This is a genomic window from Polaribacter dokdonensis (assembly GCF_024362345.1).
GTDB classification, from domain to species: Bacteria; Bacteroidota; Bacteroidia; order Flavobacteriales; family Flavobacteriaceae; genus Polaribacter; species Polaribacter dokdonensis.
Genome location: NZ_CP101505.1, coordinates 1709120 through 1733661, shown reverse-complemented (window position 1 = coordinate 1733661; position 24542 = coordinate 1709120). Strand labels below are relative to the sequence as shown.

General features: G+C 30.4%; 24 protein-coding genes. 10 read left to right on the top strand and 14 right to left on the bottom strand.

Features of this window, described 5'->3' with window-relative positions; translation table 11 throughout:
• Positions 1–92: 92 nt before the first annotated feature.
• Together LPB302_RS07715 and LPB302_RS07710 are read right to left on the bottom strand one after the other, a co-directional pair.
• A complete protein-coding gene (locus LPB302_RS07715) occupies positions 93–992 on the bottom strand; it encodes an NAD kinase (protein WP_053974100.1) in 900 nt (299 codons plus the stop codon).
• 32 nt (positions 993–1024) lie between these two features.
• Complete coding sequence (locus tag LPB302_RS07710) at positions 1025–1684, bottom strand: CBS domain-containing protein (protein WP_053974101.1); 660 nt, start codon at positions 1682–1684, stop codon at positions 1025–1027.
• 60 nt (positions 1685–1744) lie between these two features.
• Between LPB302_RS07710 and LPB302_RS07705 the strand changes: the two genes are divergently transcribed.
• Positions 1745–2458 (top strand): pyridoxine 5'-phosphate synthase, encoded by a 714-nt coding sequence (locus LPB302_RS07705; protein ID WP_053974102.1) that lies wholly within the window; start codon positions 1745–1747, stop codon positions 2456–2458.
• Between the two features lies 1 nt (position 2459).
• The gene (locus LPB302_RS07700) at positions 2460–3224 is read left to right on the top strand and encodes an alpha/beta fold hydrolase (RefSeq protein ID WP_053974103.1); all 765 of its coding nucleotides are present in this window, start codon (positions 2460–2462) and stop codon (positions 3222–3224) included.
• 13 nt (positions 3225–3237) lie between these two features.
• Here the strand turns inward: LPB302_RS07700 and LPB302_RS07695 are convergent, their stop codons facing one another.
• Both LPB302_RS07695 and LPB302_RS07690 read right to left on the bottom strand, forming a co-directional pair.
• Positions 3238–4242: a hypothetical protein gene (locus tag LPB302_RS07695; RefSeq protein ID WP_074613500.1), complete on the bottom strand. Its 1005-nt coding sequence runs from the start codon at positions 4240–4242 to the stop codon at positions 3238–3240.
• Positions 4243–4488: 246 nt separating this feature from the next.
• Positions 4489–5103 (bottom strand): GAP family protein, encoded by a 615-nt coding sequence (locus tag LPB302_RS07690; RefSeq protein ID WP_053974105.1) that lies wholly within the window; start codon positions 5101–5103, stop codon positions 4489–4491.
• Between the two features lie 133 nt (positions 5104–5236).
• Here LPB302_RS07690 and LPB302_RS07685 point away from each other — a divergent pair, with 133 nt between their 5' ends.
• Positions 5237–5563, top strand: coding sequence for a nucleotide pyrophosphohydrolase (locus tag LPB302_RS07685; protein WP_053974106.1), 327 nt, complete (start codon positions 5237–5239; stop codon positions 5561–5563).
• An 11-nt stretch (positions 5564–5574) separates the two neighbouring features.
• Here LPB302_RS07685 and LPB302_RS07680 read toward each other — a convergent pair whose 3' ends face one another.
• Positions 5575–6207: a type IV pili methyl-accepting chemotaxis transducer N-terminal domain-containing protein gene (locus LPB302_RS07680; RefSeq protein WP_143032673.1), complete on the bottom strand. Its 633-nt coding sequence runs from the start codon at positions 6205–6207 to the stop codon at positions 5575–5577.
• A 155-nt stretch (positions 6208–6362) separates the two neighbouring features.
• Positions 6363–6956, bottom strand: a complete 594-nt coding sequence (locus LPB302_RS07675) for a hypothetical protein (protein ID WP_053974108.1) — start codon at positions 6954–6956, stop codon at positions 6363–6365.
• A 79-nt stretch (positions 6957–7035) separates the two neighbouring features.
• On the opposite strand from LPB302_RS07675, the gene LPB302_RS07670 reads away from it, so the two are divergent.
• The gene (locus LPB302_RS07670; RefSeq protein ID WP_053974109.1) at positions 7036–7284 is read left to right on the top strand and encodes a hypothetical protein; all 249 of its coding nucleotides are present in this window, start codon (positions 7036–7038) and stop codon (positions 7282–7284) included.
• A gap of 50 nt (positions 7285–7334) precedes the next feature.
• Here the strand turns inward: LPB302_RS07670 and LPB302_RS07665 are convergent, their stop codons facing one another.
• Positions 7335–10442, bottom strand: a complete 3108-nt coding sequence (locus tag LPB302_RS07665) for a WD40/YVTN/BNR-like repeat-containing protein (RefSeq protein ID WP_053974110.1) — start codon at positions 10440–10442, stop codon at positions 7335–7337.
• A gap of 55 nt (positions 10443–10497) precedes the next feature.
• On the opposite strand from LPB302_RS07665, the gene LPB302_RS07660 reads away from it, so the two are divergent.
• The 4 genes from LPB302_RS07660 to LPB302_RS07645 all read left to right on the top strand — a co-directional run bounded on the left by LPB302_RS07660 (position 10498) and on the right by LPB302_RS07645 (position 15206).
• Positions 10498–11727 carry a 3-phosphoshikimate 1-carboxyvinyltransferase gene (locus tag LPB302_RS07660; RefSeq protein ID WP_053974111.1) on the top strand — a complete coding sequence of 410 codons (1230 nt, stop codon included), beginning with the start codon at positions 10498–10500 and terminating at the stop codon, positions 11725–11727.
• A 73-nt stretch (positions 11728–11800) separates the two neighbouring features.
• A complete protein-coding gene (queA, locus tag LPB302_RS07655) occupies positions 11801–12850 on the top strand; it encodes a tRNA preQ1(34) S-adenosylmethionine ribosyltransferase-isomerase QueA (RefSeq protein ID WP_053974112.1) in 1050 nt (349 codons plus the stop codon).
• A gap of 247 nt (positions 12851–13097) precedes the next feature.
• Positions 13098–14135, top strand: coding sequence for a dual-specificity RNA methyltransferase RlmN (gene rlmN, locus LPB302_RS07650; protein WP_053974113.1), 1038 nt, complete (start codon positions 13098–13100; stop codon positions 14133–14135).
• A 93-nt stretch (positions 14136–14228) separates the two neighbouring features.
• Positions 14229–15206 (top strand): polyprenyl synthetase family protein, encoded by a 978-nt coding sequence (locus tag LPB302_RS07645; protein ID WP_053974114.1) that lies wholly within the window; start codon positions 14229–14231, stop codon positions 15204–15206.
• Positions 15207–15208: 2 nt separating this feature from the next.
• Here LPB302_RS07645 and LPB302_RS07640 read toward each other — a convergent pair whose 3' ends face one another.
• Positions 15209–16717 carry a GH3 auxin-responsive promoter family protein gene (locus tag LPB302_RS07640; protein WP_053974115.1) on the bottom strand — a complete coding sequence of 503 codons (1509 nt, stop codon included), beginning with the start codon at positions 16715–16717 and terminating at the stop codon, positions 15209–15211.
• 58 nt (positions 16718–16775) lie between these two features.
• Between LPB302_RS07640 and LPB302_RS07635 the strand changes: the two genes are divergently transcribed.
• Both LPB302_RS07635 and LPB302_RS07630 read left to right on the top strand, forming a co-directional pair.
• Positions 16776–17567 (top strand): DUF2797 domain-containing protein, encoded by a 792-nt coding sequence (locus LPB302_RS07635; RefSeq protein WP_053974116.1) that lies wholly within the window; start codon positions 16776–16778, stop codon positions 17565–17567.
• Between the two features lie 3 nt (positions 17568–17570).
• On the top strand, positions 17571–18524 hold the full coding sequence (locus LPB302_RS07630; RefSeq protein WP_053974117.1) for a carbon-nitrogen hydrolase family protein: 954 nt from the start codon (positions 17571–17573) through the stop codon (positions 18522–18524).
• Here the strand turns inward: LPB302_RS07630 and LPB302_RS07625 are convergent.
• The 6 genes from LPB302_RS07625 to LPB302_RS07600 are packed head-to-tail and all read right to left on the bottom strand — an operon-like array spanning position 18521 to position 24390.
• Positions 18521–19330, bottom strand: coding sequence for a Cof-type HAD-IIB family hydrolase (locus tag LPB302_RS07625; RefSeq protein WP_053974118.1), 810 nt, complete (start codon positions 19328–19330; stop codon positions 18521–18523). The two genes, LPB302_RS07630 and LPB302_RS07625, sit on opposite strands and share 4 nt — an antisense overlap.
• Positions 19330–20346, bottom strand: a complete 1017-nt coding sequence (locus LPB302_RS07620) for a LacI family DNA-binding transcriptional regulator (RefSeq protein WP_053974119.1) — start codon at positions 20344–20346, stop codon at positions 19330–19332. The genes LPB302_RS07625 and LPB302_RS07620 overlap by 1 nt, the downstream gene beginning before the upstream one ends.
• Positions 20347–20397: 51 nt before the next feature.
• On the bottom strand, positions 20398–21765 hold the full coding sequence (locus tag LPB302_RS07615; RefSeq protein WP_053974120.1) for an MptA/MptB family glycosyltransferase: 1368 nt from the start codon (positions 21763–21765) through the stop codon (positions 20398–20400).
• Positions 21765–23255: a cellulose synthase family protein gene (locus LPB302_RS07610; protein ID WP_053974121.1), complete on the bottom strand. Its 1491-nt coding sequence runs from the start codon at positions 23253–23255 to the stop codon at positions 21765–21767. Before LPB302_RS07610 ends, LPB302_RS07615 begins: the two co-directional genes overlap by 1 nt.
• Positions 23255–23947 (bottom strand): glycosyltransferase family 2 protein, encoded by a 693-nt coding sequence (locus LPB302_RS07605; RefSeq protein WP_053974122.1) that lies wholly within the window; start codon positions 23945–23947, stop codon positions 23255–23257. The genes LPB302_RS07610 and LPB302_RS07605 overlap by 1 nt, the downstream gene beginning before the upstream one ends.
• Entirely contained in the window at positions 23947–24390 is a 444-nt protein-coding gene (locus LPB302_RS07600; protein WP_053974123.1) for a toxin-antitoxin system YwqK family antitoxin, read from the bottom strand. Before LPB302_RS07600 ends, LPB302_RS07605 begins: the two co-directional genes overlap by 1 nt.
• Between the last annotated feature and the right edge of the window lie 152 nt (positions 24391–24542).

Here is a 24542-nt window from a genome sequence, read left to right as displayed (position 1 = left end):
AGCAAATATAGGGATTTCAATTTGCTTAATAAAGTTAATATTCAGTCTTTTCTGAATAACTAAATTTTAAGCAATTTATTGTAGTTAAAGGGCTAAAGATTAGTTTCGTTCCTAGTATCTTCTCCCCACAATAATTTAGTTCTTAATGTTTGTAAAAAAGATTGATATTTTGGGATGATGCTTTTAATGGTAAATGATGCTTTTTTTATATGAACCACTGTGTTTTTAGCTACTGTAGTAATTCTGGAATCTAAGGAAATTAAGAAGTCTTTTTCTCTAGAATCTATAGTAAGTTTAATTTGAGTATCATCTGCAATAACCATTGGCCTTGCATTTAAGTTATGAGGGGCTATAGGTGTTATAACTAAGTTTTTAGAATCTGGAGAAATAACAGGGCCATTGCAACTTAAAGAATAACCTGTAGATCCTGTAGGTGTTGCTATAATTAAACCATCTGCCCAATAATTGGTAAGGTACTCTTCATTTAAACAAGTTTTTACACCAATCATAGAAGTTGTATTTTTTCTTGCAATAGTTACTTCATTCAGCGCAAAATTTAATTCTGAAAATTTTTCTGTTTTTGGTGTGGTTTTTACAGCCAATAATGTTCTTTCTTGAATAGAATAATCACCATCTAAAATTAAGTTTACACTTTCTTCTATAGCTGTTTTGTTAATGGTTGCTAAAAAACCTAATCTACCAGTATTAATACCTAATATAGGGATATCTAAATCTCTAATATAGGTGACAGCTCTTAAAATTGTTCCATCTCCACCTAAAGTAAAAAGTACATCAAAAGAAGAGTTTAAATCTTTAAAATGTGAAAAGGTTGGGTATTTTTTATCTAAAATATCTCCTTCTACAAGTAAATCGTAAAATTGCTTTTCTATAAATGATACAATGTTGTGTTGTTGTAATACTTTTAATAGAATCTGAATCTCTTTCTCTGCAGAAATTGAGTAAGATTGTCCGTAAATAGCAACTTTTTTCACTGTAATTTGTTTTATAAATTCGAATGTATAACTTACATTTCTAGGTACTTCTGTAAATAATCAGACCTGTTTTTTAAATCTTCTAGATAGATGTCATTTTCATGATTAGAAACTATTTTGTAATCATACCTTCTAAATGTTTGTATAATTTCATTAATTTCATCTGAAACAATTTTTAGGGTTACTTGTACAAAATCTTTTGATTTTTCTGAAATATAAACACCCAATAATTTACCTCCATTTGCTTCTACAATTTGAGATACTTCACCCATAGAATAATCTAGTTCTAGTTTCTCTACTATTAAAGTTTCACTTTCTTCAATCATAAAAGGGCTTGTAGAAAAAACGTCTAGAACATCACACAAATCATAATAACCTATGTAGTTTTTGTCTTTGTTTAAAACAGGAATTATTGTGGTATTGTTGTCTGCAAAAATCTTTAGTAATTCTAAAACTGTTGCTTTTTCATCAGCAAAAAATGAATTTAATAAATAAGAATGTGCCACCAACTCTTCTTCTTTATTTTCTAAAGTCTGAATATCATCTTCAGCAAAAGAACCTAATAACTTTTCATTTTCTACCACAGGAAAATGTGTTATAGGGTAGTTTTTAAAAAGTTTTTGAGCTTTTTTTACACTGTCTTTTAAGTGAAATGCTTTTATTTCTTTTAAGATGTAATCGTTAATATTCATGCTTTACGAATATAGGATAAAATGATTTAATAAATTATCTTTGTAGTCTAATTTTAGGCCATGACAAAGTTAAGTGTAAATATTAACAAAATAGCAACTTTACGTAATTCTAGAGGAGGCAATGTGCCAAATTTATTAAAAGTTGCAACAGATATAGAAGGTTTTGGAGCACAAGGTATTACTATACATCCAAGACCAGATGAAAGGCATATTCGTTATCAAGATGCACGAGATTTAAAAGATGTTGTAACTACAGAATTTAATATAGAAGGTAACCCAATACAATCTTTTATGGATTTGGTTTTAGAAACAAAACCAACTCAGGTAACTTTAGTGCCAGATGCTGTAGATGCTATTACATCTAATGCTGGTTGGGATACAATTTCACATCAATCGTTCTTAAAAGAGGTAATTGCTGAGTTTCAACAAAATGGAATTAGAACTTCTATATTTATTGATACTGATGTTAAATTGATAGAAGCTGCTGCAAAAACAGGTACAGATAGAATTGAATTGTATACAGAAGAATTTGCATGTCAGTTTAATAAAGGAAACAAAGATGCTGTAAAACCTTATACAGAAGCTGCTGTTTTAGCTCATGAATTAGGTTTGGGTATTAATGCAGGTCATGATTTAAGTTTAGAAAACATTCAGTTTTTTAAACAAAACATTCCAAATTTAGCAGAGGTTTCTATAGGGCATGCCTTAATTGCAGAGAGTTTATATCTAGGCTTAGAGAATGTTGTAAATATGTATTTACACAGATTACAATAGTATGGATATTCTACATTCACAAATTTTAGGAGAAGGAAAACCATTACTTGTTTTACATGGGTATTTTGGAATGTCTGATAACTGGAAAACTTTGGGGAACCAGTTTTCTGAAGATTTTCAAGTTCATTTGATAGATCAGAGAAATCATGGTAGAAGTTTTCATACTGCCGATTTTAACTACGATTTATTAGCAGAAGATGTATACAATTACATTCAATTTCATCAATTAGAAAATGTGTATTTAGTTGGGCATTCTATGGGAGGAAAAACAGCAATGTTGTTTGCTTCTAAATATCCAGCATTGGTAGAAAAATTAATTGTTGTAGATATTTCACCTAAAGCTTACGATCCTCATCACAATGCAATTTTAGCAGGTTTAAACTCTATTGATTTTAATATACAAAAAACAAGAGGTAAGGTAGACGAACAACTGTCTAAATACATTCCAGATTTTGGAGTAAGGCAATTTTTACTAAAGAATGTTTATTGGAGAGAAAAAGGTGTATTAGATTTTAGATTTAATCTGCAATCATTAACAGAAAACAATCCTGAAGTGGGTAGAGCTTTGCCTCCAAAAACCACTTTTTTAAAGCCAACTTTATTCTTAAAAGGTGAAAAGTCTGGTTATATAGTTCCTGAAGAACAAATGATTATTAATAATCATTTTCCAAACAATAAAGTAGTAACCATTAGTAATGCTGGTCATTGGTTGCATGCAGAAAATCCGAAAGATTTTTACACAGAGGTTTGTAACTTTTTAAATTAAAAATTGTAATAATTTAAAGTAAGTTTTCTTTTGCTAAAGCTCTTTTTAATTTAGATAAATTATAATCTTGGCTTAAAACAATTTGCTCATCTTCAGTAAAATATATTTTATAGGTTTTTTCTAAATAATAACTGTTTGTAAAATTTTCTTTTTCGATAATATCAATAAAACTTTGTGTAGCTTTTGTGTTCGATAATTGGTATGAATTTTTGCTTTCATAAACTCTACCGTAAAATTTTGTTTGCCCAGAAACATACTCAGTTTTATCGTATTTGTAACCATAAGTAAATAAAGAAGTGGTTATTTTAGAAGTTGTTGGTTTGTAATAAACTTTTACTTGGTATTCAGATGAATTAGATAGATCTGCACCACCATAACCTTTGTAAAATGCAATATTGTTAGTTACTTTATATCTAGCAAATTCAGCTTTGTAATAATCATACCTCCATTTATAAGTAGTGTCCCAACCTCTTGTGTGCTTAGTTTGATAGTAATAAAGTAAACTTTTATCAATAGAGGAATTCGATGCTTCTTTAATATAATCTTTAGCTGTTGTCATATTATTTTTGATTTTAGCGATAAGATTTGCCATAAAATCATCAGCATTTACATTTTCAATCAAATTAAATTTATCTTCTAAATTGGTGAAAATTGTAGTTAACTCTTCTTCATAATCAATATTTTTCTGCTCTTTATATGTATCTACATTTTTAAAATATTGAGTGTTTCCAGAAAAACCTTCCTCAAAATATACTTTTACTAATTTATACGCTTCTTTAAAATTTTTTAATCGATAATTGGTCATTATCTTTAAATATTCTAAATCTTTATTTGTTTTGCCTTTTAAATTTTCTTCTGCAAGCTTTAAGTTACTTAAAGCGCTAGTATAATTTCTGCTAGTATAATTTTTACATGCTTTAGAGTAGTAATTAGAGGCTCTAACAATGTCTAAACTCGTTTGAGAAAAACAAACAGAAGACAACATAATCGTAAAAAGAATAAGAAATTTTTTTTCCATTTTTTGAATTTATTTTTTAGGCAGTGCCAATATTACAACTTTTGTCAACATCTTCATATACCTAAAATTAGGTATATTTTAATTTAGAAGTACATTTATTTTAAAAGCTATTATTACTAATATTAATATAGAAAACGAACAAAAATAGGTTGATGATTGGATTAAAAATATCGGATATTGGTTACTTACAGAAAACCTTGAAAATTTTTATAATAAATATTGTAGCTTTTTAAATAACTAAGTTATTTATAATAATAAATAGATAAAAAATGCAAGCACTATAATATTTATTACATAACCATGTGTGTTTAACCATGCATTAACTTTAGCTAAAGTTGTAGAAGCTTTAGAACCTAAAGAAAAGTATAAAAGCAAAGGTACACTAGCAATAAAAAAAACTGCTGCAAAAAATGGTATTGCACCTAACAAACTACTAGAATTTTGATTTAATATATTGCCAACAGAAAATGCTATTACAATATCTGTAGGCATAAATGCAATTAAGGAAAGTGCAATGAGTGCTATTTTTTTATAAGATGAAGTTGCTAAACCTGTCATCCATTTTGGAGGCTCTGTAATTTTATTTCTGGTTACAAATGATTTTATGATTAAAAATATAAATAAAGCAATTAAGATATATTTTAATGCTGGTCTACCACCCACAGAAAAATTTTGAAAATCGATACTTTGTACTAAAAAATAATAAATACTCGTGGTTGCAATTAAAGTTAACAAAAGTGTAGAGATGTATATAAGAGAGCTTTTAATGGCATCTGGTCTTGTAATTAAAAGCATACCAACCAATATTTGTGGCCCAAGCATAACTGTTAGTGCTAAAGGCAAAATGGCTATATCATCCATAGAATTTTATTTTCTGAAAACATCTTAAGTAAGATTCTAAACGAAATTAGGTTTTTAAAACAAGAGAAGCAAAACAAATTCTGTAAGATACTTTATCTTTGATTTTAAGAATTTACAAAAAACCATTTTAGAGATGAACATAGAAAACGCTCAGAAACAAGTTGATGATTGGATTAAAAATCATGGCGTTCGTTATTTTAACGAATTAACAAACATGGCCCAATTAACTGAAGAAGTAGGAGAGGTTGCAAGAATTATTGCTAGAAGATATGGAGAGCAAAGTGAAAAGGAATCTGATAAAAACAAAGATTTAGGAGAAGAATTGGCAGATGTTATGTTTGTTGTACTGTGTTTGGCAAATCAAACTGGAGTAGATTTACAAGATGCTTTTGAGAAAAAGTTAGACATAAAAACAAAACGAGATCATTATCGTCATCACAACAATAAAAAGTTAAAGTAGCAAGACATAATTTAGAAATTAAAAACATTACCTCCTTTTTTATTTTTTGATGGCAATAACACAAAAAAGATGATATAAATAAAAATACAAATAAAGATTACATTAAATGTGTTTTCTCGTTTAACGGCTCTATCTTTAGTTTCCCTGCCATTTTTTTCATATTCATTTACAATCTTGTCCATTAAATTTAAAAACTGACTTTCGTTCACTTTAATGTTTTCTATAGCAGTTTTAATTTTTTTGATATCAGATGTGTTAGAATCATTATTTACTCTTGTACCTTCAATAAGCAGAATTGTATTGATTATTAATTGTTGATAAAAGGGTTCAATTTTAGTATATAGCTCACTTAAGTAGTCATTACTATTATCATTTTTTGTTTTCTGTGATAAAATATTATGAGTCATGGAAAACTGATGATAAGTGTCTTCTAGAATTTTATGTATAATAGGCAGTTTAAAGGAGTTTTGATTGGCATACAAAGCCAATTTTGTAATTTTTTGACTGTACATTCTCTGTTTACCAGCAATATTTACTATCTCAATATTGGTGTAAAGCTCATGATGGCTTTTATAATCCATATACCTTTCTACAGAAAAGACTAGGATAAAAAATACCAAACCATAAATAAGTCTAACCTTCATATCATTTAGAATTAAGTGAATCAATTAATGATCTGCTTTATAAAGTGGGAGGATATTATAGGTATGTACTAATTATACTTTTTATAAAACAACGAAATGAATTGTATATTCTAAATTTAAGAAAAATAATAACTCAAAAACAATTTTTAACATTTTTATTTTATTAGAATTTTTCGAAAAGGAATAAAAATAAAGAAGAGTACATAGCTGAAAATCAAAACATAAGTAATGTTAAAAGTGATTTCTCTAGTTTTAACTTCATTTATTCTTTGCTGTGCCAATGTTTGATATTGCAATACAATTTCATTCATAATTCTTAGAAAATTGGCTTCATTCGTTTTAATTATGGTTGTAAATTCTTTTGATTTCTCATTATTTTCGGGTGATGCAATTAAGGCTGTAGAACTATCTGCAATTGTTTTAAAATAAGGTTGCAGTTCGTGAAACAAATCTTCTAAAACAACATCATTATAACTACTAATGTAATTTGCCTTTAGTTTTGAATGATTCTCTATAAATAGATTAGTAGTTTCTTGTAAACCAGTAATATTAAAAAAATCTACAGAATTGCTAAGTTCATAGTACAATGCAAGTTTTGTAATTTGTTGAACATACATTCTTTGTTTACCTGCCATATTTACAACTGCAACATTATTATCTTGCTGTTTTACGTCTGTAAATAATAAATATTTGTTGATACCTAATAAGATAAATAAGGTAATAAAAGTATAAACAATTTTTCTTTTCATAGATTTGAGGGCTAAATAAGTGTTGTCTAATATACTTAAAATCGCTTAAATTTTTTCTAAAGTATTAAAAACTAGTTATATGTCGTTTAAAAAAAATCTAAACAACCCATTATTTTGGTCTAACTTTTTAAAAGTTGCTGTTCCTTTTTTCTTTTTTGTTACTATTATCTCTCTATTAATTAATAGTTGGAGTGCAATAATCTCTGGAGATTTTATGGCAATTGCAGAGCAAAATTTCACCAATGGAAAATGGGCTACGTTTTGGGGTATGAAAATAATAATTAGTATTATTTATGGTTTGTATATTACCAATAAGAATATGAAATAAAAAAAAAGCGACTTTCTCAAGTCGCTTTTTTTATGGATTTAAAATTGGTATTAATCTATCTGAATTAAATTAATATTGCTCTCTTTTACCTTCTGATTTAGTGTTTTTACTTCATTATCAAACAACTTATACAGCTTAGCCAACTCAACATCTATAGTCGCAGTTATCTCATTTTTAAATTCAATAGCTTGGTTTGTTGGTGCATAATTACCAACTCTTGTTAATGAGTTTAAATGCGCCAATTTGTTATTTAAACGAATAGGAAAGTTTAAAGGATCTTGCCCACTTTTAGATTTTGTTTGGTACAAAGTTTCTTCAATAGTAGTCATGTCTTTTACTAATTGATCAGCAAAATCAATCAATTCTTTATTTACTTCTTTGTCTTTAATCGATTTTTTTAATAACCCAACTTGACTACGAACTTTCTTTACATTTTTTAGTGCTTTATGAATTTCTGTCATTTTAGTGTTAATGTCCTGTATAAAATCAAACTGGGCCTTCATATCACTTTCTGTAGCCTCAGAAATAGGATTTTTTAGAATTGTAAATGTTTCAGATTGGGTTTTATCATTCAATTTTAAAGTTGCTTTATAATTGCCAGGTAAAGCTATTGGCCCAGATAAAGAAGCCCACCATAAAATCATACCTTTTACAGATTCAGCCCCATCATACATCATGTTCCAATTAAAGATATTGTTACCTTCTTTTACATTTAATTTACCTTCTTTTAAATCTTTATTTGGCTTTGTAGAAAAGGTTTTTATAACATTATCATTAGCATCAGAAATAGATATAGAGACTACATCTTTGTCATTTAGTTCTTTTATGTAATAATACATATTTACACCTCCAGAATGATTTGTACCTGCTGTTCTAGAAGTTCTTCCTCTACCACCAGCTAAATTGTAAGCATCTTTTGGTTTGTATAAAAACATGTCTTTTTTCTCTACGTCTTTAGTAAGTTGATGAATTGCAGTTAAATCATCAATAATCCATAGAGAACGACCTTGAGTTGCAGCAATTAAATTATCGTTTTTAATAGCTAAATCAGTAATAGGTACTATGGGTAAGTTCAATTGCATGCTTTCCCAATTTTTACCATCATCAAAAGAAATATACATACCTCTTTCAGTACCTGCATACAATAATCCTTTACGTTTTGGATCTGCTCTTAATGCTCTTGTAAAATCTTCATTACCAATTCCATTTACCAATAACTCCCAAGATTTACCATAGTTTTCTGTCTTGTAGATATATGGTTTGTAATCTCCAGATTTATATTTTGTACCTACAATGTAAGCACCTCCCTTTGTAAAAGGATCAACTTCTATGCAGTTAATCATCATCCATTCAGGCATTTTTTTAGGAGTGATGTTGTTCCACGTTTCTCCATTATTTCTGGTTACATGTACTAAACCATCATCAGAACCTGTGTAAATTAAACCTGGCTCATAAGAAGACTCTGTAGCAGCGAAAATAGTTCCATAATATTCTACACCTGTATTATCTTTCGTAATTGGACCTCCTGAAGGGCCTAATGTTTTAGGATCGTTTCTGGTTAAATCTGGGCTAATTAATTTCCAGCTCTGACCTTCATCATCTGTAGCATGTAAGTGATTAGAGGCTGCATACAAACGTTTTTTATTGTTTGGTGAAAAGAAGATTGGAAAATTCCATTGAAAACGATATTTGAAATCTTCAGCTCCATGACCCATTGGATCATCAGGCCAAACGTTAATAGCTCTTGTATCTCCAGTTTTATGATTTACTCTTGTTAAAAATCCACCATAACTACCTCCATAAACAATGTCATCATTTAAAGGATCAACAGCTATATGTGCACTTTCTCCACCTGCTGTAGAAGACCAATCAGATTCAGTTATAAAACGTCCATCTGTTCTGTGAGAAATTCTAATGGTAGAATTATCTTGCTGAGCAGCTAAGATTCTATAAGGAAAATGATTGTCTGTGGTTACTCTATAAAATTGTGATGTTGGTTGGTTCATATAGGTACTCCAATTCTCACCAGCATCAAAAGAAACTTGCGCTCCTCCATCATCGCCAATAATCATTCTTTGATTGTCTTCTGGAGCTATCCATAAATCATGATGATCTCCATGAGGTGCATTGTAGGTTTTATAGGTTCTACCACCATCTGTAGATTTATGATAACGTACGTTTAAAACGTATAATATATCTTCATCTTGAGTATCTGCATACAAACGTGTATAGTACCAAGCTCTTTGTCTTAATTTTCTTTCAGCATTAATTAACCTCCATGTTTCTCCTGCATCTGTAGATTTGTAAACACCACCTTTTTTATTTTCAATTAAAGCATAAACAATATCAGAATTCACAGGTGAAACTGTTACACCTGAAATACCCCAAATTCCTCCAGGTAAACCTTTGTTGGCAGAAATATTTGTCCAAGTTTCTCCTTCATCTGTACTTTTCCAAAGTGCAGAACCATCTCCACCTGAAGATAAACTGTAAGGAGTTCTTCTAATATTCCAAGTAGTTGCATACAATACTCTTGGGTTGTTAGGGTCAATAATTAAATCTACAACACCTGCATTTTCATTAGAGAATAAAACTTTACGCCAAGTTTCACCTCCATCTGTAGTTTTGTAAACTCCTCTTTCTTGAGTTGGTTTATATAAATCACCCATAACTCCTGCAAAAACAATGTCAGAATTTTTCGGGTGAATTCTCATTCTAGGTATATGTCTTGAGTTTTTTAAACCTATATGTCTCCAAGTTTTACCAGCGTTTTCTGATTTCCAAACACCATCTCCAGAGGAAACATTTCCACGAACGGTTTTTTCACCCATTCCTACATACATTACATTGTTGTCTGATTCAGAAACAGCTACAGCACCTACAGAACCTCCAAAAAATCCATCAGAAATATTTTGCCAAGTTCCACCTGCATCAGTAGTTTTCCAAACTCCACCTCCAGTAGCACCCATATAAAAAAGGTTTGCTTTACCAGCAACACCTGTTACAGCAGCACTTCTACCACCTCTAAAGGGGCCAATATTTCTCCATTTTACAGCGCTAAAATTATCGCTAGAAACTTGGGTAGATTTTTTTTGTGCATTAACTTTGACATTTGCAGAAAAGAGGATGCAAACAGCCAGAAAAAGTATTTTTTTCATGTTGGTTAGTTGTAAATTTAGAATTTAAAAGTAAGAAATTAAATCAGTTTTTAGAATGGACATATTGTTAAATGTTTTAGCCGATAAAAGAATAGAAGAAGAAATAACAATCTCTGGTTCTAAAAGTGAATCTAATAGATTATTAATTTTACAAAAACTGTTTCCAGAAATTACTATAGAAAATTTATCTGATTCAGATGATTCTGTGCACATGCATCATGCACTAACTACAGAAGATTTATTAGTAGATATAGGTCATGCAGGTACAGCTATGCGTTTTTTAACTTCTTATTTTGCAGTAAATAAAGGTAGAGAAGTCTTTTTAACAGGTTCTGAACGTATGCAAAACAGACCTATTGAAATTTTAGTAAATGCGCTTAAGGATTTAGGTGCAGATATCACTTATGCTGAAAAGCAGGGTTATCCACCATTAAAAATAAAAGGAAAAAAACTTACGAAAGATAAAGTGCAGATTAATGGTAATGTAAGTAGTCAGTATATTTCTTCTTTATTACTAATTGCTTCTAAATTAGACAATGGTTTAGAAATTGAATTAACAGGTAAAATAACATCTGTACCATATATTAAAATGACATTAAGCTTGCTTTCCCAAATTGGTATAGAGAGTAGTTTTCAAAAAAATGTTATTAAAGTTTTTCCGAAAGAAACTGTAAAAACTCAAACTGTTGTAGTAGAATCAGATTGGTCTTCAGCAAGTTATTTTTATTCAATTATTGCTTTGGCTGATTTAGGCTCGGAAATTAAATTATCTGCTTATAAACAAGAAAGTTTACAAGGGGATTCTTGTCTGGCAGATATTTATAGTCATTTTGGAGTAACAACCACTTTTGGGAATGATTTTATCACCTTAAAAAAAGAGAAAAATACCAATCAAGAAACCTTGGTTAGAAACTTAAAAGATGCTCCAGATATTGCACAAACTATAGCTGTAACTTGTTTTGCAGAAGGTATTGCCTGCCATTTATCTGGTTTACATACGTTAAAAATAAAAGAGACAGATAGATTAGTAGCTCTGCATGATGAGTTAACAAAACTAGGTGCTAAAGTTAGTATTACAGACGAAACTTTAGAAGTATCAAAAGCTTCAAACATTAATAGTAACATAGCTATAGATACCTATAATGATCATAGAATGGCAATGGCTTTTGCACCATTAGCATTAAAAGTTTCTATTAAAATAAATGATGCTGAAGTAGTTACAAAGTCGTACCAAAAATTCTGGAATGATATGGAACAAATAGGTATTAATATTACCCATTTATAAAGATAAAGTGTCAAACACTTGACAACGCCTATTCTCATATCGTATATTTGCACCTTTATCGCAAAATACACTTATGAAATTATCAAACTTCGATTTTGAGTTGCCAGAAGAATTATTGGCAAAATATCCTGCAGAACATAGAGATGAGTCTCGTTTAATGGTTTTGAATAGAGCAGACCAAACAATAGAGCACAAAACTTTTAAAGATGTAATTAATTATTTCGATGAAGGAGATGTTTTAATGTTAAACAACACCAAGGTTTTTCCTGCAAGAATGTTTGGTAATAAAGAAAAAACAGGAGCAAGAATTGAGGTTTTCTTATTAAGAGAATTAAATGCTGAAAACAGATTGTGGGATGTATTAGTAGACCCAGCTAGAAAGATTAGAATTGGAAACAAATTATTTTTTGGAGAAGATGATAGTTTAGTAGCAGAAGTTATAGACAACACAACTTCTAGAGGTAGAACATTACGTTTCTTATTTGATGGTAGTTACGAAGCATTTAGAGAAAAATTATTAGAGCTAGGTGAAACTCCATTACCAAGATCTGTAAATAGAGATGTAGAAGAATTAGACGAAGAACGTTACCAAACAATTTTTGCTAAAAATGAAGGAGCAGTAGCAGCACCAACTGCAGGTTTACACTTTTCGAAACACTTATTAAAGCGTTTAGAAATTAAAGGTGTAGATTTTGCTGAAATGACATTACATGTTGGTTTGGGTACATTTAGTCCAGTTGAGGTAGAAGATTTATCGAAACATAAAATGGATTCTGAACAGATTGTAATTCCTGCAAATGCAGCAGATAAAATTAACAATGCTAAAGCAGAAAAAAGAAGAGTTTGTGCTGTGGGTACAACAGTTATGAGAACTGTAGAATCTTCAGTTTCTTCTAATGCACAACTAAATCCGTTTGAAGGTTGGACAAACAAATTCATTTTTCCACCTTACGACTTTAGCATTGCAAATACAATGATTACCAACTTCCATCCACCAAAATCTACGCTAATGATGCAAGCAGCAGCATTTGCAGGATACGATTTTTTAATGGAAGCTTATAAAACAGCAGTTAAAGAAGGTTACAAGTTCTCTACTTATGGAGATGCTATGTTAATCATCTAAGCAAATACAATTACAAATTAAAAGCTGATAATTCTGTAAAGAATTGTCAGTTTTTTTGTTTTGGGCGTTTCTTTACCCTGAAGAAATTCAGGGCCAAGTCGTGTTTTACATTGTATCTTTTTTTCATAAACTCAAAAAAGGATGCCATTTCAACCACTAACGCAACCTGTTTGCCAACCCAAAGCTTACCTTAAAATATTAGTGTATTTTTGCACTAGTTATAACATCACTTTAAAATAGTAAACCATTGAGTAATAAGAAAGACATAAGAGCTTTAACCAAAGAACAATTACGCGATTTTTTTGTAGAAAATGGCGATAAAGCTTTTCGTGGAAATCAAGTATATGAATGGTTATGGAGTAAGTCTTTACATACTTTTGAAGACATGACAAACATCTCTAAAAAGACGAGAGAAATGTTAGAAGAGCACTTTGTAATCAACCATATCAAAGTAGATTCAATGCAAAAAAGTAATGATGGTACTATAAAAAACGGAATTAAATTACATGATGGTTTAGTGGTAGAGTCTGTTCTAATACCTACACCAAAAAGAACAACAGCATGTGTATCTAGTCAAGTTGGTTGTAGTTTAGACTGTAAATTCTGTGCAACAGCTCGCTTAAAGAGAATGCGTAATTTAAATCCAGATGAAATTTACGATCAAGTTGTTGTTATCGATAAACAAAGTAGATTATATCATAATAAGAAATTGACAAACATTGTTTTTATGGGAATGGGTGAACCACTCATGAACTATAAAAATGTATTAAAATCTATAGAGATGATTACCTCTCCAGAAGGTTTAGGTATGTCATCAAAAAGAATTACAGTATCTACATCTGGTGTGCCTAAAATGATTAAAAAAATGGCAGATGAAGAGGTAAAGTTTAATCTAGCAGTTTCTCTGCATTCAGCCATAGATGAAGTGCGTACTTCTATTATGCCATTCAATACTACTTTTCCATTAAAAGATTTAAAAGAATCTTTAGAATATTGGTATGAAAAAACCAAAAGAGCCATCACTTATGAGTATGTAGTTTGGGAAGGAATCAATGACAAGAAAGAAGACATTGCAGCTTTGGTACAATTTTGTAAATACGTGCCTTGTAAAGTAAACTTAATAGAATACAATCCAATTGATGATGGCCAGTTTCAACAAGCCAGTAATGCAGCTTTAAACAATTATATTTCTAACCTAGAAATGCACGATATTACAGTAAATGTAAGAAGAAGTAGAGGTAAAGACATAGATGCAGCTTGTGGGCAATTAGCAAATAAAGCTTAATATTTTTGTAAGAACTCTAGGCTTTTTTACTGCATACCTTCTTGTTTATATTTCGTATTTTTACAAGCAAATTCTGTATTTAGTTCACCTTAGATGAAACCAGTAGAACTTATAAAATTGCCTATTAAGAAAGAGATGGAACTTTTTGAGAGAAAGTTCAAAGATTCCATGCTTTCTAAAGTGCCATTATTAAACAGAATTACCTATTACATTGTTCGTAGAAAAGGAAAGCAAATGAGACCAATGTTTGTTTTTTTAGTAGCAAAAATGGTTTCTAATGGTGGTTTTGATGAGCGAACGTATAGAGGAGCATCTGTAGTAGAATTAATACATACTGCAACTTTAGTGCATGATGATGTTGTAGATGATTCTAACAGAAGAAGAGGTTTCTTTTCTATAAATGCACTTTGGAAAAATAAGATTGCTGTTCTAGTGGGTGATTTTTTATTATCTAAAGGATTGTTACTTTCTATAGATAATGAAGATTTCGATTTGCTAAAGCTAATTTCTATTGCAGTTCGTGAAATGAGCGAAGGTGAGTTACTACAAATAGAAAAGGCAAGAAAATTAGATATTACAGAAGATGTTTATTTTGATATTATTCGTCAAAAAACAGCAACTTTAATTGCGGCATGTTGTGGTATTGGAGCAGCTTCTGTAGGCGCAAACCAAGAAACTGTGCAGCAAATGCGAAAATTCGGAGAATATATTGGCATCGCTTTTCAAATTAAAGATGATTTATTTGATTATTCTGATGAAAAAATAGGGAAACCTACAGGTATAGATATTAAAGAGCAAAAAATGACATTGCCTTTAATCCATACCTTAAACAATTGTACAGCCAAAGAAAAAGCTTGGATAATAAATACCGTTAAAAAGCATAATAAAAATAAAGTTCGTGTTAAAGAACTTATTGCGTTTGTAAAAGAAAATGGAGGAATAGATTATACCATTTCTCAAATGAACTCTTACAAGAGTAAAGCCATTGCTATTTTAAATAACTATCCAGAATCTCCTTACAGAAAGTCATTACTACAAATGATTGATTACGTTGTAGAACGTAAGATTTAATTTTACATCTTTAACAACTCCTCCACAAAATCTCTGGAGTTAGATAATCTTGGCACTTTGTGTTGGCCTCCTAGTTTATCTTTTTTCTTAAGCCAATCGTAAAATAAACCATCTTTCGCCACATGTATTTTTGGCATAGCTAAGGTCATAGAGTTGTAACGTTTTGCTTCGTAATCTGAGTTAATAGCTTTTAATGAATTGTCTAACATCTCTGTAAAATAATTCATGTTTTCAGGTTTTTTGGTAAATTCAATAACCCATTCATGACCACCACTTTTATTATCTTTCATAAAAATTGGGCCTGCTGTATACTCCTTAATTAAGGCATCTGTTTTTTCACAAGTTAGCTTTAGAGCATCTTCTACATTCTCAATATTTAGCTCTTCTCCAAATACATTGATATAATGTTTTGTTCTTCCTGTAATTTTAATTCGATAAGGATGTAAAGAAGTAAAACGAATGGTATCACCTATTAAATAACGCCACAAACCACTGTTGGTAGTTATAATCAAAGCATAGTCTACATCTTTTTCTACTTCAGAAAGCGGAATCGTTTTTGAGGCTTCTCCCTTATAGTTTTTCATGTCTATAAACTCATAAAAAATTCCATAATCTAACATCAACAAGAGTTCTTTAGAGCCATTTTCATCTTGTATCGCAAAAAAACCTTCAGAAGCATTATAGGTTTCATAATACTGAAAGTCTTTTTTCGGAATAAGTTTTTTATACTGTTCTCTGTAAGGGTTAAAGTTTACACCACCATGAAAATACACCTCTAAATTCGGCCAAACTTCTAGAATATGATTTTTTCCTGTTCGTTCTAAAACACGATTTAATAAGACTAACATCCAACTTGGTACACCAACCAAACTTGTAATATTTTCGTTGATGGTTTCATCAATTATGGCCTCCATTTTGGTTTCCCATTCAGCCATTAAAGAAACTTCTTGGCTTGGAGCAGAACTGTAGTCTGCCCAAAAAGGTAAATTCTCAGTAATTATTGCAGATAAATCTCCAAAGTAAGAATTGTTGTCTTCGTAAATGGCAGAACTTCCACCTAGTTTTAAACCTTTACCTGTAAATAATTGTGTTTCAGCATTATTGTGCAAATACAAGCATAACATGTCTTTACCAGCTTTCATATGACAATATTCTAAAGCCTCATCACTAACAGGTATAAACTTACTTTTAGCATTTGTTGTACCACTACTTTTTGCAAACCATTTTATGGGTGATGCCCAAAATAAATTCTGTTCTCCTCTTCTACATCGTTCAATGAGTGGTTCTATACTTTCATATTTTTGTATAGGTACAAGGTTTGTAAAATCGGTATAACTTTTTATGGATGAAAACTCGTGTTTTTTACCAAATTCAGTGCGTTTTGCAGCACTAGTTAACTTTAATAAAAGTTCAGTTTGCACATCATTTGGATACTTTAAAAACAACTCTATTTGATGAATTCGCTTCTTTAAAAACCAAGAAATGATTGAATTTACAATAGGTAAAGCCATAAATTAAGTTCGTTTTTTAGTAAGTTTGTTAATAAGCTAAAAATAACAAAATTTATTTATGCAGTATCAAGGAGTATTAAGAAAAATGATGACCGAAATTGGAGATGAGGTTCAATATTATTTAGATATGAAAACTGATTTCTTAAACATGAACCAGTTGATATCTAAGGAGATAAAACTTTCTTTTGTTACTTATGAGTGTTTAAACTGTCATTTAGAAAAGAAAATATACAGACAAGGATATTGTCAATCGTGTTTTTTTGATATTCCTCAAGCAGCAGATTGGATTATGAGACCAGAGTTAAGCAAAGCACATTTAGATGAAGAAGATCGTGATTTAGCTTATGAAAAACGTGTGCAATTGCAACCTCATATTGTGTATTTGGCTAATTCTAGCAATGTAAAAGTTGGTGTTACTAGAAAACAACAAGTACCTACTAGATGGATAGATCAAGGAGCACATGAAGCTATAGAAATAGTAGAAGTACCTAATAGATATTTAGCAGGTATTACAGAAGTTGCCTTAAAAGAACATGTTGCAGATAAAACCAATTGGCGTAAAATGCTAAAGAATGATATTGAAGATGTTAATTTAGTAGAATGGAGAGAGAAACTAAAAGAATACATTCCTGCAGAAGCAACTGAATATTTTATTGAAAGTAATATAGAAACCAATATTAATTTTCCAGTTACTCAATATCCAGCAAAACCAAAAAGTTTAAACTTAATTAAAACTCCTACTTATACAGGTAAATTAGTAGGCATTAAAGGTCAGTATTTAATCTTTGAGGATGAAACTGTTTTTAATGTAAGATCTAATGAGGGCTTAGTAGTAAATATCCAAATTTAAAAGATGAGCAAGAATTTGTTAAAAGTAGCTTTAGCACAAATTTCTCCTGTTTGGTTAAACAAGGAAAAAACGTTGCAGAAAATAAAAAAATCAATTACAAATGCAGCTCAAGAAAATTGCGAGCTTATTGTATTTGGTGAAGCTTTACTACCTGGTTATCCATTTTGGATAGCATTAACCAATGGTGCTGCTTGGAACTCAACCACTCAAAAAGAAATTCACGCACATTACATTCGCAATTCTATAACTATAGAAAAAGGCGAGTTAGATGCTGTCTGCACACTTGCAAAACAACACAAAATAGCCATTTATTTAGGTATTATGGAGCGTGCAGAAAATAGAGGAGGACATAGTATTTATGCAAGTTTGGTTTATATTAATGAAGAAGGAATTATAAAATCTGTACATCGAAAATTACAACCAACTTTCGATGAACGTTTAACTTGGGCTCCTGGAGATGGAAATGGTTTGAAAGTACATTCGCTAAAAGAGTTTACTGTAGGCGGATTAAACTGTTGGGAAAATTGGATGCCTTTACCAAGAACAGCTTTGTATGGTTTAGGAGAAAATTTACACATTGCAGTTTGGCCAGGTTCAGAGCATAATACCAAAGATATTACACGTTTTATAGCTAGAGAATCGCGTTCGTTTGTAATTTCTGTTTCTAGTTTAATGGCAAAATCAGATTTTCCTAAAGATGTACCTCACTATGATAAAATAGTAAAGGATGCTCCAGAAGTTTTGGCAAATGGAGGTTCTTGTATTGCAGGTCCAGATGGAGAATGGCTAATTGAGCCTGTATTAGAAAAGGAAGGTTTAATCATAGAAACGTTAGATTTTAATCGTGTTTTAGAAGAGCGTCAAAACTTTGATGTTGTTGGGCATTATTCTAGACCAGATGTTACCAAATTACAGGTAAATAGAGAAAGACAAAGTACTGTAGAATTTAATGATTAAAGTGTATTTAGCAATTCTTTAATCACTTTTTCAACACCATTATTATCATTGCTTTCTGTACTAAATTTAGCTAAGGCTTTAATGTCTTTATGTGCATTATCCATTGCAAAACTAAAATCGGCCTCTTGCATCATTTCTATATCATTATGATAATCACCAAAAACCATTGTTTCTGCTTTAGTAACGTTTAAAAGCGCTTGCACTTGTCTTAAGGCATTTCCTTTATTGGCTTTTTCATCAGAAATGTCTAACCAATTTTTACCAGAAATTTTTAGCAACACTTCTTCTTTTAAGTGTGATATTACAGGATAAATAAAATCCTCTGAAGAGTCAAAATGATATACAGCAATCTTAAAAGCAGGCCTGTTTTTAGCAGTTACTTCTAAATTTTCTACTTGCTGAAAACTATGGTAATATTCTTGAAAATGCTTAATAAATCGTTCATCTTTACTTTCAATAAAGGCTTCTCCATCACAACATAAAACCATGTTTGCACCTTCTATTGTTCTTAAAATCGGAATTAGTTGAAGTGTTTTCTTTGTTTCTAAAAAGTTAGATAGTAATACTTTAGAACCTTGTTTGGCAACTCCACCATTTTCGGCAATTACATAAATATCATCTTTAATAGCATCTAATTTAGAAACTATACTATTGTGTTGTCTACCACTTGCTGCACAAAAAGTGATGTTTTTTTCTTGTAGTTTTTTAAATAGGTCAAAAAAATCGGCACTAACTTCTCCTTTAGTATTTAGGAGTGTACCATCCATGTCAGAAACTACTAATTTTACTTTAGAAAAGTCTTTCATTATTTTCTGGTGGAATCTCTGATCACCAAATCTGTTTGAATCACTTTAGTCGTAATTTCTTTGGTTTTGTTTTCTAACTTATCAATTAAAATTTCGGTAGCTGCAGAACCCATTTTTTCTCCATGCTGACTAATAGTTGTCATTTTAGGGCTAGAGTGTCTAGATAAAATTCCGTTAGAAAAAGCAATAACAGCAACGTCTTTTGGTATTTTTTGATCGTTCTTTTTAACGGCTTTCATTACTGAAACAGCAACAGATTCTCCTGTAGTAATTACAGCATCTATTTTGTTTGCTTTTATAAACGGACGAACAATGTTTTTATATTTTTTATAATCTCTTTCAACAATGTTAAGCACTAAGCTTTCATCGTAAGCAAGTCCAACATTTTTTAAGCCTTCTTGGTAACCTTCTAAACGTTGTTTACCAATATGTAAATCACTCATGGTAGAAACAAATGCGATGTTTTTGTGGCCCTTTTTGTATAAATACTCAACAGTTTTGGTAGCACCTTCTAAATCATCTGTAGTTACTTTATCACAAGAAATCGATTGCGCAACTCTGTCAAACATAACAATTGGAGTTCCGTTTTCAATAGATTCTTGAAAGTGATCAAATTTATTACTAAGCTCAGTTTCTTTAGCCATAGAAAGTAAAAAGCCATCTATACTTCCATTAGAAAGCATTTCTATAATTTCTACTTCTTTATCATAAGATTGGTTTGAGATACATGTAATTACTTTATATCCTTTCTCTAACGCCGTTTTTTCTATTCCTTTAAAAACTTGAGCAAAAAAGTAATTTAACATTGTAGGTAAAATTACACCTATCGTTTTTGTACTTCTATTTTTTAAACTTAATGCGTTAAAGTTGGGTTTGTAATTTTGCTCTTTGGCGTATTTCTGAATTTTTTCTTTGGTGCTTTGGCTAATTTCGTAACTATCATTCAAAGCTTTTGATACTGTAGAAATAGAAACTTTAAATTCTTTGGCAATATCTTTTATGGTTAGCTTTTTCATCTAAAAACGTTTAATCACGAAGATATAAAAATATAAATGATGGGATAAAATTTATGCAGAAATTATATCGTCTTTTCTCTTATGAGATTTAAATTCGATGATCATGAATGTAAAAAGCAACAAATACTCTGCAGCTACAAACCACAAATTCTCTTGCCAAGGCGTATTTGCATAGGCTTGATAACTTAAAATAATGACGAGTGTCCAGAAAACCGGAAATTTATATCTGGTGAATACAGAAAGTAATAAAGGTGTTGCCAAATACCAAGGATGAATAGTTGTAGAGGTAAAATAGTAAAAGCACAAACCAAAAAGCATGCTTGCAAATAAGATAACCTGTTGATTGTTTTTTCTAAAAAAGGTTAGGCAAATGAGATAAAGTATGGTTAAAATAGGTGTTATTTTGGTAATGATTCCTATTTCATTATAGCCTCTAAAAGTGTATCCTATTTCTCTAAACAGATAGTAAAAACTGGCATTAAACTCAAATTTTCCAAACCATAAACCAACAGAATTGGCATAATTAGCAAGTAAAGTGCTCGATAAAAAAGGTAAAAATAAAACCACAACAGTACCTAAAATTATAAGGTTAAATCCAATAAGTTGCAGCCATTGTTTTGCCAAACTTAAGTGCGATTTTTTATGTACAAATACTTTAAAGAATAATGGCAAAAAGAAGAATGGCAATAGCTTTACAGAAATTGAGCAACCTATTAAAATAGCAGCCCAAATCCATTTTTGCTTTTGTAAAAGATACAATCCCCAGATAAAAAAGAAAAGCATTACAGATTCAAAATGTAAATTTCCTGTAAGCTCTATAATTATAAACGGATTCAGTGTGTACCAAAATATATTATGTTTTGGCAAGTGTAATGCCTGCAATAGTTTTTTTCCAAAATAGAAAATGCCCAATTCTGCAAGTATAATGAGTACACGTAAAACCAATACTGAACCAAAAATGCTTTTACTGGCAAAGAATGCAGCAATTAAAAAACATAACTGATTTAAAGGAGGGTAATTGGTATAATGACTTCCATTTAATTCACCCATACCTGCATACAGCTCTCTAGCTTCTGCAATAGGATAATTAATATTCTGTATAAAAGTTTCTGGTAATGATAAATATGGATTTAAGCCTTCTAAAATCATTCGTCCGTCCCAAATAAATCGATAAAAATCTTGCGATAAATTAGGAGTAGCAAAGAGAAATATCAACCTAAAAATAAAGGCAATACCCACCAAATTATTAAAAGATAATCTTGGTTTTTTTACTAAAAAATAAAAGCAAGCAAACAACCCAAACCATATAGAAGATAATACAAAAAAGTTGGTTCTGTCTAAAGCGTATGCAATATAAAAATAGAGTAAGGCACTAACAAAAATAAGTACTATGTCTTTGTATTTGGTGAATACAGACATTAGGCTTTAGAGAAAATCGATTTGAAAAATACGTAGCTAAATCCTATAAATAGCATTAAATGAAAAGGGAACAGACCAAAATCTCCTCCTTGATCTCCAACAACAAAAGCGCTGTACATACCAAACACAAAATAGATAGCCAACAGCCCTTCTAAAATTACGTGTACAGATGGTTTTTTCTTTATGTACTTGTTGTTTTTCCAACCATCTTTAATGGTTTTAATATTAAATTTCGGAGTTCTTACAAATTCACTTTTCTTACCTAAATGCCCTTCTAAAACTGCAATTGTATTGTGTAAAGAAAAACCCATTGCTACAGAAAAGAAGGTGAAAAAAGCACCTATATATTTAAAGAATTTTATAAAACCACCTCCATAAATATTTTTATACATGTGCCAATAACACACAAAGAAAATAAGAGAACTCAGTACAAAAAAGCTCATTACATAAAAGTAATTTTTTAAATGTGCATACTCATTTTTAATGTATAACATAGGTATGCTTAAAATAGCTACCAAGAAAATACACGTAAACATAGAGCTGTTTAATAAGTGTAAAAGACCATGAACTTTGGTTTTAAAAGAAACGTTTTTACTGGTAACAATTCTTTTAATCATTTTCTGAAAATTCTCAGCTCCACCTTTATTCCATCTAAATTGTTGAGATCTTGCAGCACTAATAATAACTGGTAATTCTGCAGGTGTTTCTACATTTTCTAAGTACTTAAACTTCCAGTTATTTAGTTGTGCTCTATAACTTAAATCAATGTCTTCAGTTAAGGTATCTCCTTGCCAATTACCAGCATCGTAAATACACTCTTTTCTCCAAATACCAGCTGTACCATTAAAGTTAATGAAATGTCCCTTGCTATTTCTACCTACTTGTTCTAGGGTAAAATGCGCATCTAACATAAACGCTTGTATTCTAGTTAACGTAGAATAATTTCTGTTGATATGACTCCATCTTGTTTGTACAACTCCAATGTTCTTATCTTTAAAGTAAGGCACTGTTCTGTACAACCAATCTTTCTTAGGTAAAAAATCAGCATCAAAAATGGCAATAAATTCGCCTTTAGCTGTTTTTAAACCTTCTTTTAAAGCTCCTGCTTTAAAACCTTGTCTATTGGTTCTGCGAATATGTTGAATATCGATACCTAAATCTTGAATTTTTTTTACATGCTTAGCAGTCATAGCTACAGATTCATCTGTAGAATCATCTAAAACCTGAATTTCTAATTTCTGAATTGGGTACTCTATTTTTGCTATGTTTTTAAGCAAACGCTTCATTACATACAGCTCATTGTAAACTGGTAATTGTATGGTAACAAATGGTATTTCATCTGGATTTGTAAAATCGAATTTAGGAGCATTATCCTCTTTATTTCTATATTTTAGGTAATTTACAAGAAGGTTTAATTGGGCTAATGAATATAAAAAAATTAGCACCAAACAAATGGTATATATGAATATGATTATGTATTCTAAAATCATTACTTAAAACTATATTTAAAAATCCAACCAAGAATCTTAACTCCTGCAAATATAGTACCTTTTACAGTTCCTGAAACTTTTGAGACACCTATTCTGTTTCTATACTTTACAGGTATTTCTCTATAACTCATTTTTTGCTTTAAAACCTTTAATTGCATCTCTACTGTCCAACCATAAGTTTTGTCTTGCATGTCTAAAGCTAGTAGTTTATTGTATTTTATTCCTCTAAAAGGCCCAAGATCTGTAAACCTTGCATTAAAAAACAACTTCATTAAAAAGGTGGCTAGCCAATTACCAAATACTTGTTGAGGGGTCATTGCTCCAGATTCTCTAAATTTTTCTACTCTTGCACCTACAACAAAATCGATATCTTCATTAACAATAGGAGCTATAATTTCTGTTAACTGCTCTGGGTAGTCTGAGTAATCACCATCTAAAAATACAATAATATCTGGTTTTGTGGTTTGTTCTTTAATGTAATCCATACCCTTTAAACAAGCATAGCCATATCCTTTTCTAGGTTCTTGCAATACTGTTGCACCTGCTTGCTTGGCATTAATTTCTGTATTGTCTGTAGAGTTATTGCTAACAACAATAACTTCATCTACCATTTTAGGGATATCAAGAATTACGTTTCCAATAGAATCTTGCTCATTATAAGCAGGAATGATAACTTTAATAATAGGATGCATTAAAATTTTACGTTTGGATTGTCTCTTTTAAAACTAAAGTAAGAAGTCCACTCTCCAACTTTCTTGTTAGACTTATAGTGTTCGGCTTTTTTAAGACGGTTGTTTTGATAAATTAAAGAATAGCCATTTTTCTCATCATCTTTAAACTGACATTTTACCTTTTTGTTCTCACTATAAAAAATCCACCAGTCGTTAGCCTTGTCATTTTTATAGCTACCCTCTCTAAGTAATTTACTATTCTTGGCGTAAAAGTACCAATAATCTGTTTTTTTATCATTACTATAATGCCCTTTTTTTTTGATCACTCCATTTGGGTAATAAAAGGTCCAAAAGTCTGTCTTTTTATTATTTAGCATCCATCCTTCTGAAGTTAAATTACCTTCATCATCAAAGTTTTTAATAAATTCTTTTTGATTAGTTGTAATCGATAAAAATAAAATCATCAGGTATTTTAAAAACATAAAATTTGTTTTAAAGGCTTATTAATACTGGTTTTAGGTACAGTCGTTATTTGTTAGAATAACTTTCACAGGGCCACTATTTTATATACGATTTTTTTGGTATTGCAGTTTTTTAAAAAATAATTAAAACCGTA

Coding starts and splice junctions, on each gene's coding strand:
- LPB302_RS07600 (WP_053974123.1), bottom strand. CDS start 24,390: ATGATTTTATTTTTATCGATTACAACTAATCAAAAAGAATTTATTAAA.
- LPB302_RS07685 (WP_053974106.1), top strand. CDS start 5,237: ATGAACATAGAAAACGCTCAGAAACAAGTTGATGATTGGATTAAAAAT.
- LPB302_RS07630 (WP_053974117.1), top strand. CDS start 17,571: ATGAGCAAGAATTTGTTAAAAGTAGCTTTAGCACAAATTTCTCCTGTT.
- LPB302_RS07695 (WP_074613500.1), bottom strand. CDS start 4,242: ATGGAAAAAAAATTTCTTATTCTTTTTACGATTATGTTGTCTTCTGTT.
- LPB302_RS07665 (WP_053974110.1), bottom strand. CDS start 10,442: ATGAAAAAAATACTTTTTCTGGCTGTTTGCATCCTCTTTTCTGCAAAT.
- LPB302_RS07605 (WP_053974122.1), bottom strand. CDS start 23,947: ATGCATCCTATTATTAAAGTTATCATTCCTGCTTATAATGAGCAAGAT.
- LPB302_RS07640 (WP_053974115.1), bottom strand. CDS start 16,717: ATGGCTTTACCTATTGTAAATTCAATCATTTCTTGGTTTTTAAAGAAG.
- LPB302_RS07705 (WP_053974102.1), top strand. CDS start 1,745: ATGACAAAGTTAAGTGTAAATATTAACAAAATAGCAACTTTACGTAAT.
- LPB302_RS07635 (WP_053974116.1), top strand. CDS start 16,776: ATGCAGTATCAAGGAGTATTAAGAAAAATGATGACCGAAATTGGAGAT.
- LPB302_RS07660 (WP_053974111.1), top strand. CDS start 10,498: ATGGACATATTGTTAAATGTTTTAGCCGATAAAAGAATAGAAGAAGAA.
- queA (WP_053974112.1), top strand. CDS start 11,801: ATGAAATTATCAAACTTCGATTTTGAGTTGCCAGAAGAATTATTGGCA.
- LPB302_RS07700 (WP_053974103.1), top strand. CDS start 2,460: ATGGATATTCTACATTCACAAATTTTAGGAGAAGGAAAACCATTACTT.
- LPB302_RS07610 (WP_053974121.1), bottom strand. CDS start 23,255: ATGATTTTAGAATACATAATCATATTCATATATACCATTTGTTTGGTG.
- LPB302_RS07625 (WP_053974118.1), bottom strand. CDS start 19,330: ATGAAAGACTTTTCTAAAGTAAAATTAGTAGTTTCTGACATGGATGGT.
- LPB302_RS07645 (WP_053974114.1), top strand. CDS start 14,229: ATGAAACCAGTAGAACTTATAAAATTGCCTATTAAGAAAGAGATGGAA.
- LPB302_RS07620 (WP_053974119.1), bottom strand. CDS start 20,346: ATGAAAAAGCTAACCATAAAAGATATTGCCAAAGAATTTAAAGTTTCT.
- LPB302_RS07670 (WP_053974109.1), top strand. CDS start 7,036: ATGTCGTTTAAAAAAAATCTAAACAACCCATTATTTTGGTCTAACTTT.
- LPB302_RS07710 (WP_053974101.1), bottom strand. CDS start 1,684: ATGAATATTAACGATTACATCTTAAAAGAAATAAAAGCATTTCACTTA.
- LPB302_RS07615 (WP_053974120.1), bottom strand. CDS start 21,765: ATGTCTGTATTCACCAAATACAAAGACATAGTACTTATTTTTGTTAGT.
- LPB302_RS07690 (WP_053974105.1), bottom strand. CDS start 5,103: ATGGATGATATAGCCATTTTGCCTTTAGCACTAACAGTTATGCTTGGG.
- LPB302_RS07675 (WP_053974108.1), bottom strand. CDS start 6,956: ATGAAAAGAAAAATTGTTTATACTTTTATTACCTTATTTATCTTATTA.
- LPB302_RS07680 (WP_143032673.1), bottom strand. CDS start 6,207: ATGAAGGTTAGACTTATTTATGGTTTGGTATTTTTTATCCTAGTCTTT.